The sequence below is a fragment of the Rhodococcus sp. MT28 genome (genome assembly GCF_058792695.1).
In genome coordinates this window covers 12,094-28,706 of sequence record NZ_JBXAFD010000024.1, presented here as the reverse complement: position 1 = coordinate 28,706, position 16,613 = coordinate 12,094, and the positions used below count along the sequence as shown (strand labels likewise).

Below are 16,613 nucleotides of genomic sequence, written 5' to 3'. Positions count from 1 at the left end.
ACCGCATTCAGCACGCGGAGGACGACCGCCCGCCGCTTACCGCCGGCACCGCGTCACCAACGTCCGTTCCTCATACAGCTAATCGTCTACCAGGAGCAGATCATGCAGATCGCCCAGAAGGTGGCCGGCTACTCCTTGGGTCAAGCAGACCTCCTCCGCCGCGCCATGGGAAAGAAGAAGGCCGAGGTGCTCGCCGCCGAATTCGAAAACTTTCGCAACGGCATGCGCGCCAACGGTTACAGCGACCAAGCGGTCACCGCACTCTGGGAAGCGGTGCTGCCGTTCGCTGGCTACGCCTACAACAAGTCACACGCCGCCGGCTACAGCATGGTCATGTACTGGACCGCCTACCTCAAGGCGAACTACCCGGCCGAGTACATGGCCGGTCTGCTCACCTCTGTCGGTGACGACAAGGACAAGACCGCAATTTATCTGTCAGACTGCCGAGCGAGGGGCGTCACGGTGCTTCCGCCGGACGTCAACGAGTCGGTAGTGAACTTTGCGTCTGTCGGCGACGACATCCGTTTCGGTATGGGTGCGGTCCGTAACGTCGGCGCCAACGTCGTCGCCTCGATCATCAAGGCGCGCACCGAGAAATCGAAGTTCACCGATTTCTCCGACTATCTCGGCAAGATCGACGCGATGGCATGCAACAAGAAGGTCACCGAATCTCTCATCAAGGCCGGTGCTTTCGACTCCCTCGAACACCCACGGAAGGGTCTGATGTTGGTTCATGCCGACGCCATCGATTCCGTGATGACCACCAAGAAAGCGGAGGCGATCGGACAGTTCGACCTCTTCGGCGGTGCCGAGGCCGACGAGTCGATCACCTCGGTGTTCGACGTCAAGATTCCTGACGAAGAGTGGGACTACAAGCATCGCCTGGCGCTCGAACGAGAGATGTTGGGGCTGTACGTTTCCGGGCACCCTCTCGACGGCATCGCCGCAGCGCTCACATCACTCACTGATACCTCGATCGCGGCAGTCCACGCGGGGAAGGTCCGCAACGGCCAGAAGATCGTGATCGGCGGCATCGTCGCGGCGGTCGACCGCCGCGTGAACAAGAAGGGCGAGCCGTGGGCGATCGTCGAGATCGCCGATCTCGATGCGGCTACCGAGATGCTCGTCTTCTCCGCCACCTACACCAACTTCCAGCACGTCCTCACCGAGGACTCCGTCTTGCTCGTTGCCGCAAACGTCAACATCCGCGAGGGCAGGACTTCGATCGTCGCAGTCGACATCTCCTCACCGGACCTGGGAAATGGCGGTCCATCTTCCGCCCCGATGACCCTCACTCTCCCGGTGCACGTGTGCACACGCCCCAACATCGAAGCTCTTCGCGACGTTTTGCGGTCTCACCCCGGGGACACCGATGTGCACATCGCGCTGGCCGGCAGTTCGACGACACTGTGGGAAACGGATCCGGGGTTCCGGGTCCACAAAAGTCCCGCCCTGTTCGGAGATCTCAAAGCCTTGTTCGGAGTCAACTGCCTGACAGCAGTTGCCACTGCAGGGAATGCGTAGATCGGGGCAGCGGGCTATCGGCCGCATCGTCTTCGACGACCCCAATCTGATCAGCCCAGCAGGCCTCGTGCCGACAATGGCATCAGCTCAGAAGGTCGGCCTAGCCGAACTCGCCGACAGCCACATCTCCATCCCCACCGCCAAAGACGTTAGATGCTGGAGCGAGGGTCCGTTAACTGGTTGCGGGGATGGTGGCCGCGCCCGGGCTCACTACGATCGTTTGCCGCAGCTTCTCGAAGATCGATCGAGACCATATTCCGTATCCGCCCACGACCGAGGAAGCGCTTCTTCCCGCGAGGCCGACGGATCGGCCGATCGGTATGACGTTCGTGAAATACATTGCTGGCGAAGACTTTCCGCGACAGCGTGCATCCGCAACGATAGATTTTCTCGTGCGAGACTCACATCTGCGGATCGTTGCGTTTCTTCGACCCACTCGGGATGTTCTCGAGTGTCGTCGAGCATTCAGGTACGGAATTCCTCACCAACATTTGTTGCCGCACAGTCACTTAAAAGAATGAACTAACACAAATACTGTTCTCGGCATACATTATGGCTGCTATTCTGCTGAGCCGCAACAGATCTGCCCCTTCTCGGATGACTCGACATGAACTGTCAGTTATGGCGATTCTTCGACAGCATCGCAACCGAGACCCCGGCCCTGCACGGCGAGCCGGGGCTGTTAGACGCCATCTGCGTTGAGCACACAACTCAGATGACCCTCTTTCGGTGCGTGGTCGGTAATCCGTGCGGCCACGCACCTTCCACCATAAACCGCACAAACGGTATGTATTGGGGTTGGACTCTCTTTCGTTACCAACCAGCAACCCTGCGCGTCTTGAGTAGTTCGACCAGCCCAGTTCGCCGAGCGGCGCCTTCGTCCCGTAGTGCCGATGCACCGCTTCGTTCTTCATCCGCTGCACCGACCGTGCGCAGGCCGAGGGCTCAGCCCTGGCGAACCGGACCGTCACACACAGCTAGAAGCCCGTCCCAAATCAACTACTAACTCCCGATTACGCTTTCACTGCCGTGATGTGCAGATTCCCGGCGCCGAGCGGAAAATAGCAGCCCGAGTTCGTCGTTACCGCTCGCAATCTGGTCAAAACACTGCATCACTGTCACCGATGACGCGTTGAGCACCCGACGGCCCTTGCGGGTCAAGTTGATTTGGTAGGCGCGTCCGTCGCCGTGAAGCTTTGACCGCACGACCATCCCTCGCGTCTGCATTTCCGATACGAGGCGTGAAATTCTCGGTTGTGAGCGCATGACCCCCTTGCTGATGTCCGCGAGCGGCGTCCAGCCGCGACGATCAGCCAGGTACGTCAGAATCTCGTACGCCGAGAGGCAAATGGCATGGCGCTCACTCAATGTGGTTTCCAGCCGATGTGTAGCTGCCTCCACAGGCTGCGATATTGACAACCACGCAGTCAACGCCGCGGTAACGCCCTCCACGGGCGCCTCGGAATCGATGGTCTCGCTCACGGGTCAACGTCCTTTCCGATCTAAACTACTTGCAATATATGCCCTGCGATGTACTCTAGCACCGTCATTTATATGCGCGCGAATATAACTTCAAGCCTTCCGGAGGATTACTCCCATGACCGAAATTACGAACCCCGAGGCAGCCGAGACTGCGACTTCTCCGCCACAAGCCCCCGTCGGATGGGCGGCGCTCGCCATTGCCGGAATCGCTCAGATGCTGGTCATGCTCGACTCGACGGTTGTCAATGTTGCGCTTCCCTCGATCGGGGCGGATTTGCATGCGTCCTCGATCGCACTGCAGTGGACGGTGAGCGGTTACGTCCTCACGTACGGTGCGCTGCTCCTGTTCGGTGGCCGTCTCGCCGACTCGATTGGCCGGCGCACGGCATTTCTCGCAGGCCTTGCCCTCTTTGCCGCTGCGTCGCTGGCGTGCGGGCTTGCACAGAACGGTTCGTTTCTCGTGACGGGCCGTGTAGTCCAAGGAATCGGAGCTGCACTCCTGTCGGCCGCTGCGCTTTCAATCATCATCTCGACGTACGGCTCAATCGAATCTCAGCTGAAGATCGCCTTGACGGCGTGGAGTGCTCTCGGCGTGGTGGGAGCTACCGTCGGCGTCATTCTCGGCGGCGCCATTGTCCAAGCGCTGTCGTGGCGGTGGGCGTTCCTGATCAATTTGCCGATCGTCGTGGTTGTGGCCGTTGCAGCGGTAATGCGGCTGGCACCAATGCGGGCGGCCGGCGGTCCGACGTCACTGAAGATACCCAGCGCGATCGTCGCGACCACGGGCATCGGCGCGCTCTGCTACGGGCTCAGTCGATTTGAGGACGGAATTTCCAGTGCCGCGCCGTGGATCATCATCGCCGTGGGAGCAGTGTTGATGATCGGATTGTTCCTCGTCGAAGACCGCTCGGATGACCCATTGCTCCCAGTGTCTCTTCTTCGCACACCTGTTTACGCTCTGTCGGGTGTTGGACTCGTCCTTGCGGCGACATTGATGCTCGGCGCTCTGTACGTCACCAGCAACTACTTCCAGTCAGCGCATGGAATGAGCCCTCTGGCAACCGGTTTCGCCTTGTTGCCGCTGTGCCTCGCATCGCTCATCGCGGCGTTCGCAACGCCGGCAATAGCCACCAAGATCGGTATGGCAAAACTGTACTTTGCCGGCACCGCGCTACAGATCGCCTCACTGGCAACCATAATTGCCGTCACGGCGAGCGGCACCGGCAACGCCACGATCGTGATAGTTGCACTGACCGTGTTCGGGGCCGGACTTCCGACCATGTTCGTTCCCCTGTACACCTTCGGTTCCGCTCCGATCCCTCCCGAACAGGCCGGTGTCGGATCAGGCCTGCTCAACACGTTCAACGAAGCGGGCGCGGGCGTCGGGTTGGCAGTCGTTGCGCCCATCACCGCGGCAATCATCGCCTCACAGCTCCAGGACGGCGCGGCCAACGACATTGCCGCAACGGCAGGTGCCCACGCGGGCTTTCTCGCCCTCGGCGGTGTCGCAGTACTGGCGGCGGGCATCGCGCTCGTCCTCGGACGCCTCACGAACCGATCACAGACGTAGAGACACCCCACCTGGCCCTTTACCTGTAAATTCCGCCACCGCAGATGGCCCGCCGCGCATGCGTCGGGCCATTTCTTTTGCCGCCGACCGCGTTTAGGTATCGAGGCGGCTCGGATCGAACTCGTGGTCCACCGACCACTTCCTCACCGGATCCAACGATCCGATCAGGGTGTGCCCGAGGCCAGTCATTTTATAGAGAACGCCGGGTGGTCGACTGTCGATGACTTGCCGATCGACCAACCCGGCTTCTTCTAGCGAGCGCAGCGTGACGGTCATCGTTTTCACATTCCCGCAACCTATCTCTCGCTGCAGTTGCGCAAATCTGAGTGGTCGTGGGCGCAAGGTGAGCAGCACGGCGACTGCCCACTTCTTGGACATCAAACTCAAGAGCTCATGGAGCCCTCGCCACTCAGATCCGCCGCTCCATTCTTCTGGTTCTTGACTTCGCTGTTCTGACATTGGCAGGCCCCCCCTAGGGCTAATAGACGTGGACGGCGACATAAGGTGTCGCCGAGAACAGTACGTACCAATGCGGGGTATGTACGGCGTTGCATGGACCACCTTCGCAAGGAGAACATTACCGGGCATGTACTTTGCATCACTGATCAAGGAGACTGCACGTGACCAATTCCACCCTCACTGTTGCCACAGCACGGCTTGGCGCCCTCACTGGTGAAACCCCCCAAGCTGAGGGGTTCCGAGCATTGGGTATCGCGGTGCGCCTGGTGATCGACGATTCTGCCCATGTCGTGTCCCTCCCACCTGAGCGTTCCGATGCTCCGGATGTGACTGTGGCACTGAGCAGCTCAGACATCGTCGCCCTCGCCGACGGCGATCTCGGCGTAGTGCAGGCCCTGACGCAAGGACGCCTCGCTGCGCAGGGGCCGATCTTTGCTGCCATCGGATTCGCTCATGTGCTGACCACGCTCTAACCACAGTGCCCGCCGTAAACCGCCGAACCGCGAGATTGAAAGCATCGAAATGACCACTGCACGTCAGCCCCATTCCCCGCTTGCCGACCTCGATTCCCTGACATCCCAGCACCGCAAGGCAATAGGTCAACTGCGCGAATTTGCCCGCGACGTCATCGCACCTACTGCAGCGCGCCGAGACGGCGCCCCACTCGGCACAGTCGAATGGGACCTGGTCGAAGAAGCCCAAGCTCTGGGTGGCCTTCGTATGGGACTACCGGAAGCGCTCGGCGGCTTAGGGTTCACCGCCGAAGGCCTTGGCTACACCCTCGAAGAATTCGCCGCCGCAGACCCGGGTTTCGCACTGATACTCGGAGCAACAGGCCTTTTCCAGACCCCAGTCATGCTGTCGAACGACGACCGACTCACCTCTGAATATCTGCTCCCATTTCTCGGTGACCAGCCAATTCTCGGCTGCAACGCAGTTGCCGAGGAACTCAACGGGACAGACCTGGTCTTGGCGACCAATGCAGAACATGCCGTGGACATGACGACCGCCGTCCCGGACGGCGACGTCTATCGACTGACCGGAAAAAAGAAGTACATCACCAATGCCCCGGTTGCGCGATATGCAACGGTCATGGCGAATATCGAAGGCAACCCCGGCTCAACGGGCCTGACGTGCTTTGTCGTCGACCTGCAGTGGGCAGGCGTCGAGCGCGGAACCACACACGACAAGCTCGGATATCGCACGGCACCCGCCGGAGAACTCATCTTCAACAATGTCGAAGTACCGGCAGAGAACATCATCGGCGGCCCATCCGGGGGATGGGACCTGAATACCACCATCGGAAACATCACCCGCGTGACCTGCGCGGCGATCGCTACCGGAATCGCCCGGCACTCGCTCGACCATGCACTTGCATGGGCCACCTCGCGGCGGCAGGGCGGGAAGTTTCTCTTCGAGCATCAGATGTCAGCACGGAAGATCGCAGACATGGCGGCATCTGTCGAAGCTTCGCGAGCTTTGTGGACGAAGGCAGCCCGTCTGGTGGACAACTCGCTACCCGTTCCCGAATTCGAGCCGGCAATCGCGAAGATGGTTGCCGACAAAGCTGCCATCGACAACGCAAACGCAGCAATGTCGCTGATCGGTGCTCAGGCCTTTCAACGAGACGACGAGATGGAACGCATCATGCGCGACAGCTTCGGGCCTCGGATCTACGAGGGCTCACCCGAAGCGCTCGCGATGACCATCACCGCCCACTTGTGCAAATGAATGTCCCTCATGTGCTCGACCGCGTGGCAGCGGCCGGCAGTGCGCTGAACTTCGCGCGGATTGAATCTGCGATATTTGGAGATCCGTGGTTTCACGCTGCCGGGATGGACGGGAGCCTGACCGTCGCGGTTCGCGGCGATCAACTACCAGAGCGCTACCTGCACGCTCTACGGGCATTTCGCTTCGCCCAGTACGTCGACTTCGGATGGGTGGACCGCGACGCCGCGAAGCGTGCGGGGCGTTTCACCGATGCCAGCAGTTGCGCACCACACCGCGAGTTCCACCATTTGGTCATCGATCGTACGAGCGGTCGACTTGCTGCATACCTCGCATTGAGCAGTCCCGATGTGTTTGGTCTCGAAGTGGACTATCCGATCGATGTCACCGTCGACATGGCAGGCACGATTCCCCGCGAAAAGATCTGGGAGGGAAAACGTCTCGTCCGCCGAGCCGACCTCGGAAGATCACAACTCGGGCGAAACGCTCCTTGGTGGACGCTCGTCGCAATCACGCAGGTGCTCCAAAGCTTGGAGAGTGCTGGCCAGTTCCAACTTCTCATCGCTGACGGGGCCCCGTCGGGATCCGCCGCGATGCTGCGCTCTCTGAGGTATGCAGTCACCACGTTGCCAACGCTGCCGCATCCTCAAAACCGCGACGGGGTGTTGGGTCCGATGTGGCGGCAACCTGAGACAGCGGTCGCATACTCAGCCCAACTCACGCAGGAGACTCCGCCCGTCATCGAGGACCTTACGAAGTTTCTGAGGTCCAGCCGTCCTGGATCAGTACGGGACTACCTGGCCTTGCGGACGCAGGGCCCATCATCGGCAGAAGGAAACCTCATCCATGCATGACATCGAGAGCGAAGCTGAAGCCCGATCGCTGAGCGACGGAGATTTTTACCGCCACCTCGTCGCACGCAACCGGGGACTTGTCTCCGAAGAATCCCAGCAAGCGATCGCATCCACAAAGCTCCTGGTGGCTGGCTGCGGGTCCATCGGTGGCGCCTCCGTGGAGCCTCTGGCCCGAATCGGATTCCGCGACTTTCATTTGGCCGACATCGGCGTCTTTGAGCTGAACAATCTCAATCGGCAGCGAGCACACCTGAACGATCTCGGGAGAAACAAGGCTTCCGTGGCCGGGCGAACCATCGAGGCAATCAACCCGCACGCCACGGTAACGGTAACCACGGAGGGGATCACAAAGGAGAACGTCGACGCTCTGGTTCGATATGCCGACATCATCGTCGACGGTGTCGACGTCACGACTCCATCGGGTTTGGCGGCGAAGGTTGCGCTCCACGAGGCCGCACTGGCCCATCGCCGACCGCTGGTGACCGGATGGGACCTGGCTGGGGTGCTCTGCGCGGAGTACATCGACTATCGCGTCGTTGATCGAATCTTCAACGGTGCCATCACTTCTGGCGACCTTGAAACCTTGTCGGTGTGGGAGGCAATCGTCCGCATCGCGCCCATGTCGAAGATGCCTGGCGAGATGCTTGACGAGCTGGCCCGGAATCTTCGCGACCCGCTGTACAGCGTTCCTCAACTTCCTGAAGCTGCATGGCAATTCGGTTCCTTGGCGTGCCATATCGTTGCCCAAGTCGCCGCTGGGAATTCTGTACCGACCCGCACATGCGTCGATGTTCACGCCTTGACCCAGCCACGCTGGCAGCGTGCTCGCAATCAGCTACAGCTACCTCTCCAATTCGTCCGGTTCGGCCTTGCTTTGGGTCTTAGGAGCACGCTGCGCGCAACCGCCCCTCGTCCTCTACTGGCATTTCTCTAGTTAGGAAGTCGCTCGTGACCGCAATGAACCTCCTCCCACAGCAGGTGCCTTTCACCCCACCCAGCGAAACAATTTCGCTGACGCAGTACGAAACCGCGGCGGTCGCCTCTGCAGCGCTGTCCCTCTGGGATCGCCACCATGGCCGCCCCTTGCATGACGATCAGCTGCTCTACGACGTCGAGTCTGCGGCCGGCAACCTTCCTTCCCGCCTGCAATCTGCTCTGCGGCGGTTCCGTGACAAGGGAAATCTCGATGGCGTTCTACTCATCGATGGGCTTCCAGTCGAGGACCAGGCAGCCACTCCCAGCGCCGGCGGAATCGACCCGGACTGGGCTGAAGTTCCGGTCTCCACGTTCAGTCAATTGATGGTCATGAGCACTCTCGGTTCCGTAATCAGTTACAGCGACGAAAAGGAGGGACGCCTCATCCAAGACGTATTCCCCAAGCGCGGACAGGAACTGCGCCAGGAGAACAGCGGGTGCGTGCTTCTCGAGCTCCACACCGAGGACGGGTTCCTTGCGTACCCGCCGCATTTCCTGTCCCTGCTGTGCATCCGAGCTGACCATGACAAAGTGGCCGCAACTGTGGCCTGCAGCGTACGGCGGGTGCTCCCGCTGCTGACCGACGAACTCGTCTCCGTCCTGTACCAGCAACGATTCCGCATTGCCTACTCGTCGTCATTCACCGGGGGGCAGGAGAGCGAAGTCTGGAGTCGTCCGATGTCTATCCTGTCTGGCCCTTCCACAGATCCGGACCTCGTCGTCGACTTTCACGGCATGGAAGGTCTGGATAGCGGAGCGCAGGACGCTCTTGATGCCCTGCGTGACGTCTTCGTTGCCAACTTGACCGGCGCGGTGCTGCTCCCAGGTCAGCTCGTGGTCGTTGACAACCGCGTCGCCGTTCACGGCCGTACAGCATTCTTGGCGCGGTTCGACGACAAGGACCGTTGGCTGCGGCGCTGCTTTGCAGTTAGCGACCTCCGGGAGGTTCGGGACAGCTTCGAGCACGGCCGCGCCCTGAGGATCACACCCAGCTGATATGACGTGGAAGCTGGTCAAGAACGAGCTGAACTTGATAGGGCGATCGTGTCCGATCTGCATCGAACAGTGCTTGGTGCCCTCTGACGGACAGTGGCGACCGCCGAACAGTCTCGGCGGCAGAGTCTGACACTGCTCTCGCCGAATGGATTCGCAAAGCGTTCGGTGCTTCCGATGCGCCCTATTCTGCGGGCGTCAGGTCGTCGTCGCTCGCGAAGACCAGGCGCCCGTCATCGAGTGCGATCGCCCACCGCTGCACCGGAGCCCAGTCCCGCCCCACCGAACCGCGGTCGATGACCATGTCCTCGTAGTCCTCGATCACCACACCCGTGCATGCCACGCTGCCACCGGCATCGTAGTCTGACACCGTGATTCGCACGCGGGAACCTACCGCAGTCACATCTTTGCTTTTGCCGTTTTTGTCGGTCATCTTCCTAATTCTGGCAGAGCAACTTCGCGGCAACCGCGTTCGGGGCCCAGCGTTGCACGCTCTGACAGAGCGAGGGGGCTGAGTGGGCTCGATGCCGCCATCACTCGCTGGAGCTGTTACCCATGTCCGTCCGAGGCCGGTGCGGAGCATGTTCCTGTCGGTGCACGCTCCTACAGTCAGCTCGGGTAACAGTCCGGATCGAGTGCCAGGAGCAGGCGATGACGTTCGTGAGCGACGCCTCATTGCCACTGCCCGGCATGCCCGACAGCGCTCCCGCGCTGCCGGCGTTCCAGATGACGTTGATCGGGCAGCCCCAGCCTGTACGCATTCCCGAACGTCTGTGGCGTTCCTGGCTCGACGACGCTGCCGTCGTTTCTCACTTCGAGCCCAAGCGTTACCGCCGCCGGAATCAGTGCTGGCCCTGGATCGGAGGGGTGTCATCGACCGGGCATGGTTCCTTCCGGGCAGCGAGCCTGCCCGGGCCGTCTCGCCGCGGGACGGTACCGGCGCATTTGTTCGCCTACCAGCTCGAATACGGTGTCATTTCGAGGTTGGGCTGGTCCAACACCGACGACGCGGTGCTGTGCCATCAATGTGACTTCGCCGGCTGCACCAACCCGGCACACATGCGGTTGGGAACCAATCGCAGCAACCGCAGCGAATACGAGCTTCGGCGACGCGACATCGCCAGAACTTGGACGTCGACGCGGTCGAAAAGCGCATCGCTGCGGCCGAGGCTGCAGGACGTCCGCTCTCACTCTGGTAGCGACGCTGCCGCGCTATCGTCAATGCACATTTGCGGAGAACATATTTTGTTACAGCGCAACGTATTTCATCAACAGAGTGACATACTATATGTTATCGGCGATGCATTTCGGGTGGCATTATGCTCAGTTGCAACAACCCTGAGTCCGGACGATGGCGTGGCAACGTCCACCCCACTGTGGCGACTGTTCACAGCACCGCGACCGAGACCCCGGCCCTGCACGTCGAACCGGGGCGGTTAAACGCCACCTGCGTTGAGCACACAACCCAGATGGCCTCTTTCGGTGCGCGGTCAATCATCCGTGCGGCCACGCACCTAGATTGTAAACCGGACAACCGGTATCCATGGGATAAGTTCCTCTTTCAATGCCACCCAGCAACCTTGCGCGCATCGGCGTTGGATCCAAGCCCACTGGGCGAAGCCTGATTCCCGCCTTAGGTCTCACCGGCGGGGAATCGTTCGTACAGAATGGGCATCCGCCATCGACACGGTCGGCGAATGGTGATTGCTGGTGTGATCTGACTCGCAAGTAACCCCGAAAGGTTGCCGATTGTTTGCCGCGTGTCGTTCACTGGAGACACGGGAACCCCGTTCCGGGTTTCGAGAACTCGGGTTCGACCATTTGGCTGGATCCGAACGAGGAAAGGCTCATTCGATGACGCGTGCACTCAAGATCGTTGCTGCTCTGGCCATCCCGGCGGCTGCTGGAGCTGTGGCGATTGCCGGCGCAGGCTCTGCCTCGGCGGCGACTCCGGTATCGGGAAACGGCTACGTCGGAGTCATTCTCGATCACCACGAGACGGTCGTCGCGAGCCAGATCAACGCGGGCAATCTGATCAACGCCGCATTCGGCGACGCCTGGACTGTCGGGTTGCCGCACGATTCCATCTGGTACACCGGAGCATGGACCCCGGTCACCGGCGATCAGTTCGTCGACGAGGCAGCCTCGCACCCCGGCGGTCGTGTCGGGCTGTATCTCGTCGACCCCGCGATCAATCAGGGGAACATCTTCAACGCCGAAAGCGCCTGGTAGAGAAGAGCTGAACCCGGCATGCAGGAAACCGTGCATCACCGTGTCCGTATCACCGTTGTTCGCCGATGTGCGATCGGTACTCTCGCGGTCGCGGCGATCATGTCAGCGGGTTGCTCGCCAGGAGCCGGCTCCGTCGACAGCCTGAGTGCCGGCGCGGGTGAGCGGTGCGCATCCGAGTGCGCCGAATTCGGTACCGAAGTCGAATTCTCGTGCCGTTTCCAGGCATCGTTGTGCGCGGACTCCCTGGGTCGCAAGTCCGCGTTGGTGCGAAGTATCGACGAATCGACTGCAGCTGGTCTGGCGCGGGCGTGGACAGGTCAGAGTTCCTCACCGATCGAGATATTCGACCGCAGCGTCGACCGGTTCACCTCTCTCGACTGTCCGGCCGCAGCCGACAAGGACACGGCCACTGCGGATTCGGGCGTGCGCGCGGATCGGTGTGCCTTTCTAGCAGCCAGTGCCGAACAACAATTCCGCACCGTGACGCTACTGCTCGACCCGGCCCGCAACCTGCGGTGAAGCTCTCGCGTGTGGGTGGTCCCGGCCGCGCGGTCCCGCAGCGCGTCGCAGGACCGGGCATCCGCTTATCTCGCTGACATTCTCACCTCGCAGCACGAAAGGTAGACAGAAGAAAGTGAGTCAGTTGATGGTCGGGCGGGTAGCCGGCGAGGACGTGTTCCAGGTCCGGTTGAACGAACTTTTCGCCACCGTCGACGCAGCCCGACGAGGGCGGCGTTTGACGAACACAGCGGTAGCGAGAGGCCTTCTCGAGCGAGGCTGTCGGATCTCGACACCATATCTCTCCCAACTGCGGTGCGGTGTTCGCACGAGCCCGTCCGATGAGGTCGTGGCCGCATTGGCCGACTACTTCGGCGTCTCCCCCGGATACTTCTTCACCGTCCCCTGGGCCGGCGACCGCGGCCTCGTCGAGGCCCAGGACGCCGATATCGTCGACCATCTCGACGACCAGGAATTGAAAGACCTACTTCTGGCCGCGAATGGCCTCTCCGCTACCTCGCTGGAACTGTTGGCCAATGTCGCCGCGAAGCTGCGCATCTCCGATCAACGCCGGAAGGTTCCCGCCGACTCACCGGGCTACGCCCGACTCGCCGAAGCAGCAGTCGGACCTCGCCGCACCGCCGCGACGAGATAACCCTCGTCCCGGCTGTCAACACCTATCGGTGTCGGGTTGCCGAATAATCACTGCGCATGAACCATCGGTCACCATTTCGTGATCATGAGGCTCGTCACACCCTTCGCGTGAACAAACCGCCTGGTCCGAGTGTTCGGGAAATGTTTCCGTAACTTCGAGTACGACTTTCGGCGGATGGATTCGGGCATTGGAGGCTAGTCGGGCATGCAGGCGGTGTTGTAGCGTCCCGGTCAGACGTTCAGTTAAGTTTCCGCAATCGCTCTGGTTGCGGGGATTTCGACTCACCCCAGGGAGACCGACCATGGCCACCACCACCACCGAGACCATCCGTACCTTGACAGGAAAGCGACGCATCGGAAAGGCAATGGGCACATGTGCTGCGGTGTCGTCGGTTTTGATGGCTGGCTCTCTCGCGTTCGCAGCCAGTGCGTCGGCGACCCCGACGGCGTTGCCGGACAAGTTCGCGAGCACGGTCACCGACGACGGTTGGACGTTGGATCTGGCGGCTACCAAACTTTCGGCGAACCCGGTCCCGAACCTGGCGACAACAGCGTTCACTCGCGAGGGGTTCGTGTCGGCGAAGGTCACCGGCACCATCACCGGATCCGGCGATTCTGCGGTGAAGACAGGCTATATCGAGCAGGGGTTGCAGATCGGTTGCCAAATCGATGTGTCCTCCGGCCTCGGCCTGGGGCTCGGATTCTCCCTCGGCCCGTCCGTCGGGGTCAGCATTTCGGGGGTTCCGTCGGCGAACATCGGCGTGAACGCCTCGGTGAACCCGAGCATCCAGACCACCATCGCACCGGGCATGATCACCACGATCCCGCTCGGCAAGAAGGACCTCGAGGCTGCGAAAGCGTCGATCACGGCGGAGAACGTGCACGTCAAGGTCGATGCGTGCATGGGCCCGGTCACGATCCGTTCGTACGCGCAGTTCGCCGTGTCGACGGCGACCTCGGATAACAGTGTGTTCGTCTACTCCGACCCCACCTGGCTCTGATCCAGGACTGTCGTCAACGGCATTCCGCGCCCACAAGCGCACGTCTCGGTTCACTCGGTTCATGTGCTGGGCAGCCGTTGGCGCTGTTACCCAACACTTTCCACTTTTCCATCCATCAAAGGAGCATCATGTCTTTGACTCGCACGAAGAAAATCGCAGCCACGACCGCGGCTGCATCAGTCGCTGTCGGCGGGATTCTGCTCGCTACCGCCCCGGCCGCAATGGCTGCTCCCGTGATGTTCGAGGGGCCGGTTCCGGCGCAGTACGGTGCACCGGTGGTGCAGGTTCCCCTGGGCCACGCCTTGACCGTGGCGGCCCGCGACAGTGGAATCGTGACGGCACTCTCGAACGCGAACGTCATGATCCCCGTTCCCGGGTGGGAGACCGTGATCGACGTGTCGGCTGATGTCCTGGCGCGCCGGACGGCAATTGCTGCCCAGTATCCGAACGGGTGCGCCTCGTACCAGTTCTATCTCCCGCCGGCAGGAGGGTGGCTCGCCGGAGCTACCTCGTACGTCAACTGCCCCTGGTAGAGCGCACCCTCTTCCTGTCCGCTGCTGCATCTCCTCCCGGTGACCGCCCGTTCTTTTGGTCGGTGTCGGGTATCTCGAGTCCCGCGTTTCTAGTTGGCGGGGAAAGGCATTCACCTCCGATGACCACCTCACCGAACGCCCCGATGACCTCACCCACCCGCCGCGACGTCACAGCTGAGCCTGCGTTGCCGTACGTACCGCCAGGAACCATTGCAGCTCCGGCATCGGTGTATTCCGACCTACCCCGCGATGCAGTCGGTACAGGTGATCAGGGATGGGATCGCGACAGTGAACTGAGTCAGATGTCGAAAGCTGTGATCGCGACCGTATTCGGGCTCGCGTTGTTGATCGCGGCGTTCGCGGTGATCGGACGCCTCGGAGGATGGGCCAACGATTACGGGACGATTCTGGTGTATCTGGCATTCTTTCTGTGGATGTCGATCGCAGGACGGGTGTTCTGGTGGGGCGCAGACACACTCATCGCCGAATTTCGGAAGAAGTCGAACACGGGTGATCGCCGGTGAAGCCTGCGCGCCGGTTCGACCGCACCTCACCGACCACGGTGATCTCCACCGTGGTGGTGCTCGCCGCAACGGTGATCGCACTGCTGGCGCTGCTGATCTTCGCCCCGACCTCCTCCGCAGGACCAGCAGAAGACTGCGCAGCGGTACGGGCACGTGATCATCAGATCTACCTGAACCTCATTGCGTCGCTGCCACCCGGTGCACCCATCCCGCCGGAGTACATCAACCCGTGCTTGACCGCTCCCACCACGACCCCGACGGCCGCCCCGACAACAACGGTCGGACTTCCCGGTGCACAAGCACCGGGCGGCGGCCCCAACGTCGGAGCCAACGCTCCGACGAACTTCCCCACCTACAACGGAACCCCCATCGTCCCCGTCCCCGGCGCCGCGCAACCAGGACAGCCCGGAACGCCCGGCGCACCAACACAGCCGGGTGTGCAGAACCCGGCAGGAGTCCCGGTTCCGACGACCGCCGACGGGCCTGCCCCGACTATTCCGCAGCCTGCCGGGTCGACCGCACCGACAGCGACCACCGATCGTGGTCCCGGACCGATCCCCACGGACACCGATTCGAATACCGCACCAGCCCAACCGGTTCCAGGCCTGGCAACAGATGTCTCTACAACCGGGGAGGACTCGGGCCGTGACCGGTATCTCGAACTCGCGCTGATCGGCGCTGCAGCGTTCACGGCCGCCGGTATCGGAGTGCGCGGGCGGCCGGGACCGTTCAGCCCCCGCACGCCCGAGTCAGTGCTCTCCCAGGCAGTCGGCACTATTGCTTCACCGTTGGTGGCGTATGCACGCGGTGGTCAGTCCTCGTTGCGGGTGTTCGATCCGATCACCGGCGGAAGCCGGTTCTTCTTCCTGATCCACGACGAAACGTCGTCGCACGAATCCGTGATCCCGGTGACGGTGCCACCCGGCGGTCACATGAGCGTCAACCCCGATGGCACGGTCACCGTCTTCGACGCCGACGGAAACCCGGTCTCGACAATCGATGCCCCGTGGGCGTACGACGCCAACGGCACACCCATCCCGACGCACTACGAGATCCGGGACGGGCAACTCGTCCAGGTCGTCGACACCGCAGGCATAGAGAACCTGCTGTACCCGATCCTCGCCGACCCGGAGCTGACACCGGAAGAACGTGCTGCGCTCGAAGCGCAGGCGAACTTCATCGGCCCGATGACCCCGGAGGGCGAACAAGCACGCAGGGACGCACAAAACGTCCTCGCCGCCAACCCCCCGGAGCCGGCAGATTCAGACCTCGGCCAGCTCATGGTCGGTGACCCCAACCACGAGGTCTCCGAACCACCGATCACCGACACAGGAACCGGAAACCCTGTCGGCGACGCGATACTCGCCGACCAAACCCAGGAGCCGATCACTTCGAACATCGGCGGGCAGGACTACACCACAGAACCTGCGGACCCGGCAGATTCAGACCTCGGCCAGCTCATGGTCGGTGACCCCAACCACGAGGTCTCCGAACCACCGATCGCCGAAACAGGAACCGGAAACCCTGTCGGCGACGCGATACTCGCCGACCAAACCCAGGAGCCGATCACTTCGAACATCGGCGGG

The 16,613-nt window shown here is 61.7% G+C and carries 16 protein-coding genes and 3 pseudogenes; 16 read left to right on the top strand and 3 right to left on the bottom strand.

Annotation, left to right across the window (positions count from 1 at the left end; genetic code table 11):
- Together AC1Q6C_RS31865 and AC1Q6C_RS31860 are read left to right on the top strand one after the other, a co-directional pair.
- Positions 1-1,524: helix-hairpin-helix domain-containing protein (locus tag AC1Q6C_RS31865; protein WP_492667032.1), on the top strand; the 1,524-nt coding region annotated here is incomplete at its 5' end.
- Positions 1,517-1,669 (top strand): annotated as a pseudogene (locus AC1Q6C_RS31860) (IS1380 family transposase); the annotation flags it as partial. The gene AC1Q6C_RS31865 and the pseudogene AC1Q6C_RS31860, both read left to right, overlap by 8 nt.
- 857 nt (positions 1,670-2,526) lie before the next feature.
- Here AC1Q6C_RS31860 and AC1Q6C_RS31855 read toward each other — a convergent pair.
- A complete protein-coding gene (locus AC1Q6C_RS31855; protein ID WP_019750000.1) occupies positions 2,527-3,006 on the bottom strand; it encodes a MarR family winged helix-turn-helix transcriptional regulator in 480 nt (159 codons plus the stop codon).
- Positions 3,007-3,121: 115 nt separating this feature from the next.
- On the opposite strand from AC1Q6C_RS31855, the gene AC1Q6C_RS31850 reads away from it, so the two are divergent.
- The gene (locus AC1Q6C_RS31850) at positions 3,122-4,576 is read left to right on the top strand and encodes an MFS transporter (protein ID WP_019750001.1); all 1,455 of its coding nucleotides are present in this window, start codon (positions 3,122-3,124) and stop codon (positions 4,574-4,576) included.
- Positions 4,577-4,669: 93 nt separating this feature from the next.
- On the opposite strand, the gene AC1Q6C_RS31845 is transcribed toward AC1Q6C_RS31850, so the two are convergent.
- Entirely contained in the window at positions 4,670-4,954 is a 285-nt protein-coding gene (locus AC1Q6C_RS31845; protein ID WP_019750002.1) for a winged helix-turn-helix transcriptional regulator, read from the bottom strand.
- A 242-nt stretch (positions 4,955-5,196) separates the two neighbouring features.
- On the opposite strand from AC1Q6C_RS31845, the gene AC1Q6C_RS31840 reads away from it, so the two are divergent.
- The 5 genes from AC1Q6C_RS31840 to AC1Q6C_RS31820 are packed head-to-tail and all read left to right on the top strand — an operon-like array spanning position 5,197 to position 9,588.
- The gene (locus AC1Q6C_RS31840; RefSeq protein WP_279219815.1) at positions 5,197-5,508 is read left to right on the top strand and encodes an SCP2 sterol-binding domain-containing protein; all 312 of its coding nucleotides are present in this window, start codon (positions 5,197-5,199) and stop codon (positions 5,506-5,508) included.
- Positions 5,509-5,557: 49 nt separating this feature from the next.
- The gene (locus AC1Q6C_RS31835; protein WP_080911147.1) at positions 5,558-6,766 is read left to right on the top strand and encodes an acyl-CoA dehydrogenase family protein; all 1,209 of its coding nucleotides are present in this window, start codon (positions 5,558-5,560) and stop codon (positions 6,764-6,766) included.
- Complete coding sequence (locus AC1Q6C_RS31830; protein ID WP_133053475.1) at positions 6,763-7,617, top strand: hypothetical protein; 855 nt, start codon at positions 6,763-6,765, stop codon at positions 7,615-7,617. The genes AC1Q6C_RS31835 and AC1Q6C_RS31830 overlap by 4 nt, the downstream gene beginning before the upstream one ends.
- A complete protein-coding gene (locus AC1Q6C_RS31825) occupies positions 7,610-8,551 on the top strand; it encodes a HesA/MoeB/ThiF family protein (protein WP_080911149.1) in 942 nt (313 codons plus the stop codon). The genes AC1Q6C_RS31830 and AC1Q6C_RS31825 overlap by 8 nt, the downstream gene beginning before the upstream one ends.
- Positions 8,552-8,574: 23 nt before the next feature.
- Positions 8,575-9,588 carry a TauD/TfdA family dioxygenase gene (locus AC1Q6C_RS31820; protein WP_492667034.1) on the top strand — a complete coding sequence of 338 codons (1,014 nt, stop codon included), beginning with the start codon at positions 8,575-8,577 and terminating at the stop codon, positions 9,586-9,588.
- Between the two features lie 181 nt (positions 9,589-9,769).
- On the opposite strand, the gene AC1Q6C_RS31815 is transcribed toward AC1Q6C_RS31820, so the two are convergent.
- A complete protein-coding gene (locus tag AC1Q6C_RS31815) occupies positions 9,770-10,018 on the bottom strand; it encodes a hypothetical protein (RefSeq protein WP_492667031.1) in 249 nt (82 codons plus the stop codon).
- A 218-nt stretch (positions 10,019-10,236) separates the two neighbouring features.
- Here AC1Q6C_RS31815 and AC1Q6C_RS31810 point away from each other — a divergent pair.
- The 8 genes and pseudogenes from AC1Q6C_RS31810 to AC1Q6C_RS31775 form a co-directional block, all read left to right on the top strand.
- A pseudogene (locus AC1Q6C_RS31810) lies at positions 10,237-10,784 on the top strand (hypothetical protein).
- 655 nt (positions 10,785-11,439) lie between these two features.
- Complete coding sequence (locus tag AC1Q6C_RS31805; RefSeq protein WP_019750009.1) at positions 11,440-11,817, top strand: hypothetical protein; 378 nt, start codon at positions 11,440-11,442, stop codon at positions 11,815-11,817.
- Positions 11,818-11,835: 18 nt separating this feature from the next.
- Positions 11,836-12,336 carry a hypothetical protein gene (locus AC1Q6C_RS31800; RefSeq protein ID WP_019750010.1) on the top strand — a complete coding sequence of 167 codons (501 nt, stop codon included), beginning with the start codon at positions 11,836-11,838 and terminating at the stop codon, positions 12,334-12,336.
- Positions 12,337-12,451: 115 nt separating this feature from the next.
- On the top strand, positions 12,452-12,970 hold the full coding sequence (locus AC1Q6C_RS31795) for a helix-turn-helix domain-containing protein (protein WP_019750011.1): 519 nt from the start codon (positions 12,452-12,454) through the stop codon (positions 12,968-12,970).
- Between the two features lie 364 nt (positions 12,971-13,334).
- Positions 13,335-13,970, top strand: a complete 636-nt coding sequence (locus AC1Q6C_RS31790; RefSeq protein ID WP_492667033.1) for an MspA family porin — start codon at positions 13,335-13,337, stop codon at positions 13,968-13,970.
- Positions 13,971-14,098: 128 nt separating this feature from the next.
- Complete coding sequence (locus tag AC1Q6C_RS31785) at positions 14,099-14,503, top strand: hypothetical protein (RefSeq protein WP_019750013.1); 405 nt, start codon at positions 14,099-14,101, stop codon at positions 14,501-14,503.
- 119 nt (positions 14,504-14,622) lie between these two features.
- Positions 14,623-15,027, top strand: coding sequence for a hypothetical protein (locus tag AC1Q6C_RS31780; protein ID WP_492667030.1), 405 nt, complete (start codon positions 14,623-14,625; stop codon positions 15,025-15,027).
- Positions 15,024-16,613: pseudogene (locus AC1Q6C_RS31775) on the top strand (hypothetical protein); the annotation flags it as partial. The gene AC1Q6C_RS31780 and the pseudogene AC1Q6C_RS31775, both read left to right, overlap by 4 nt.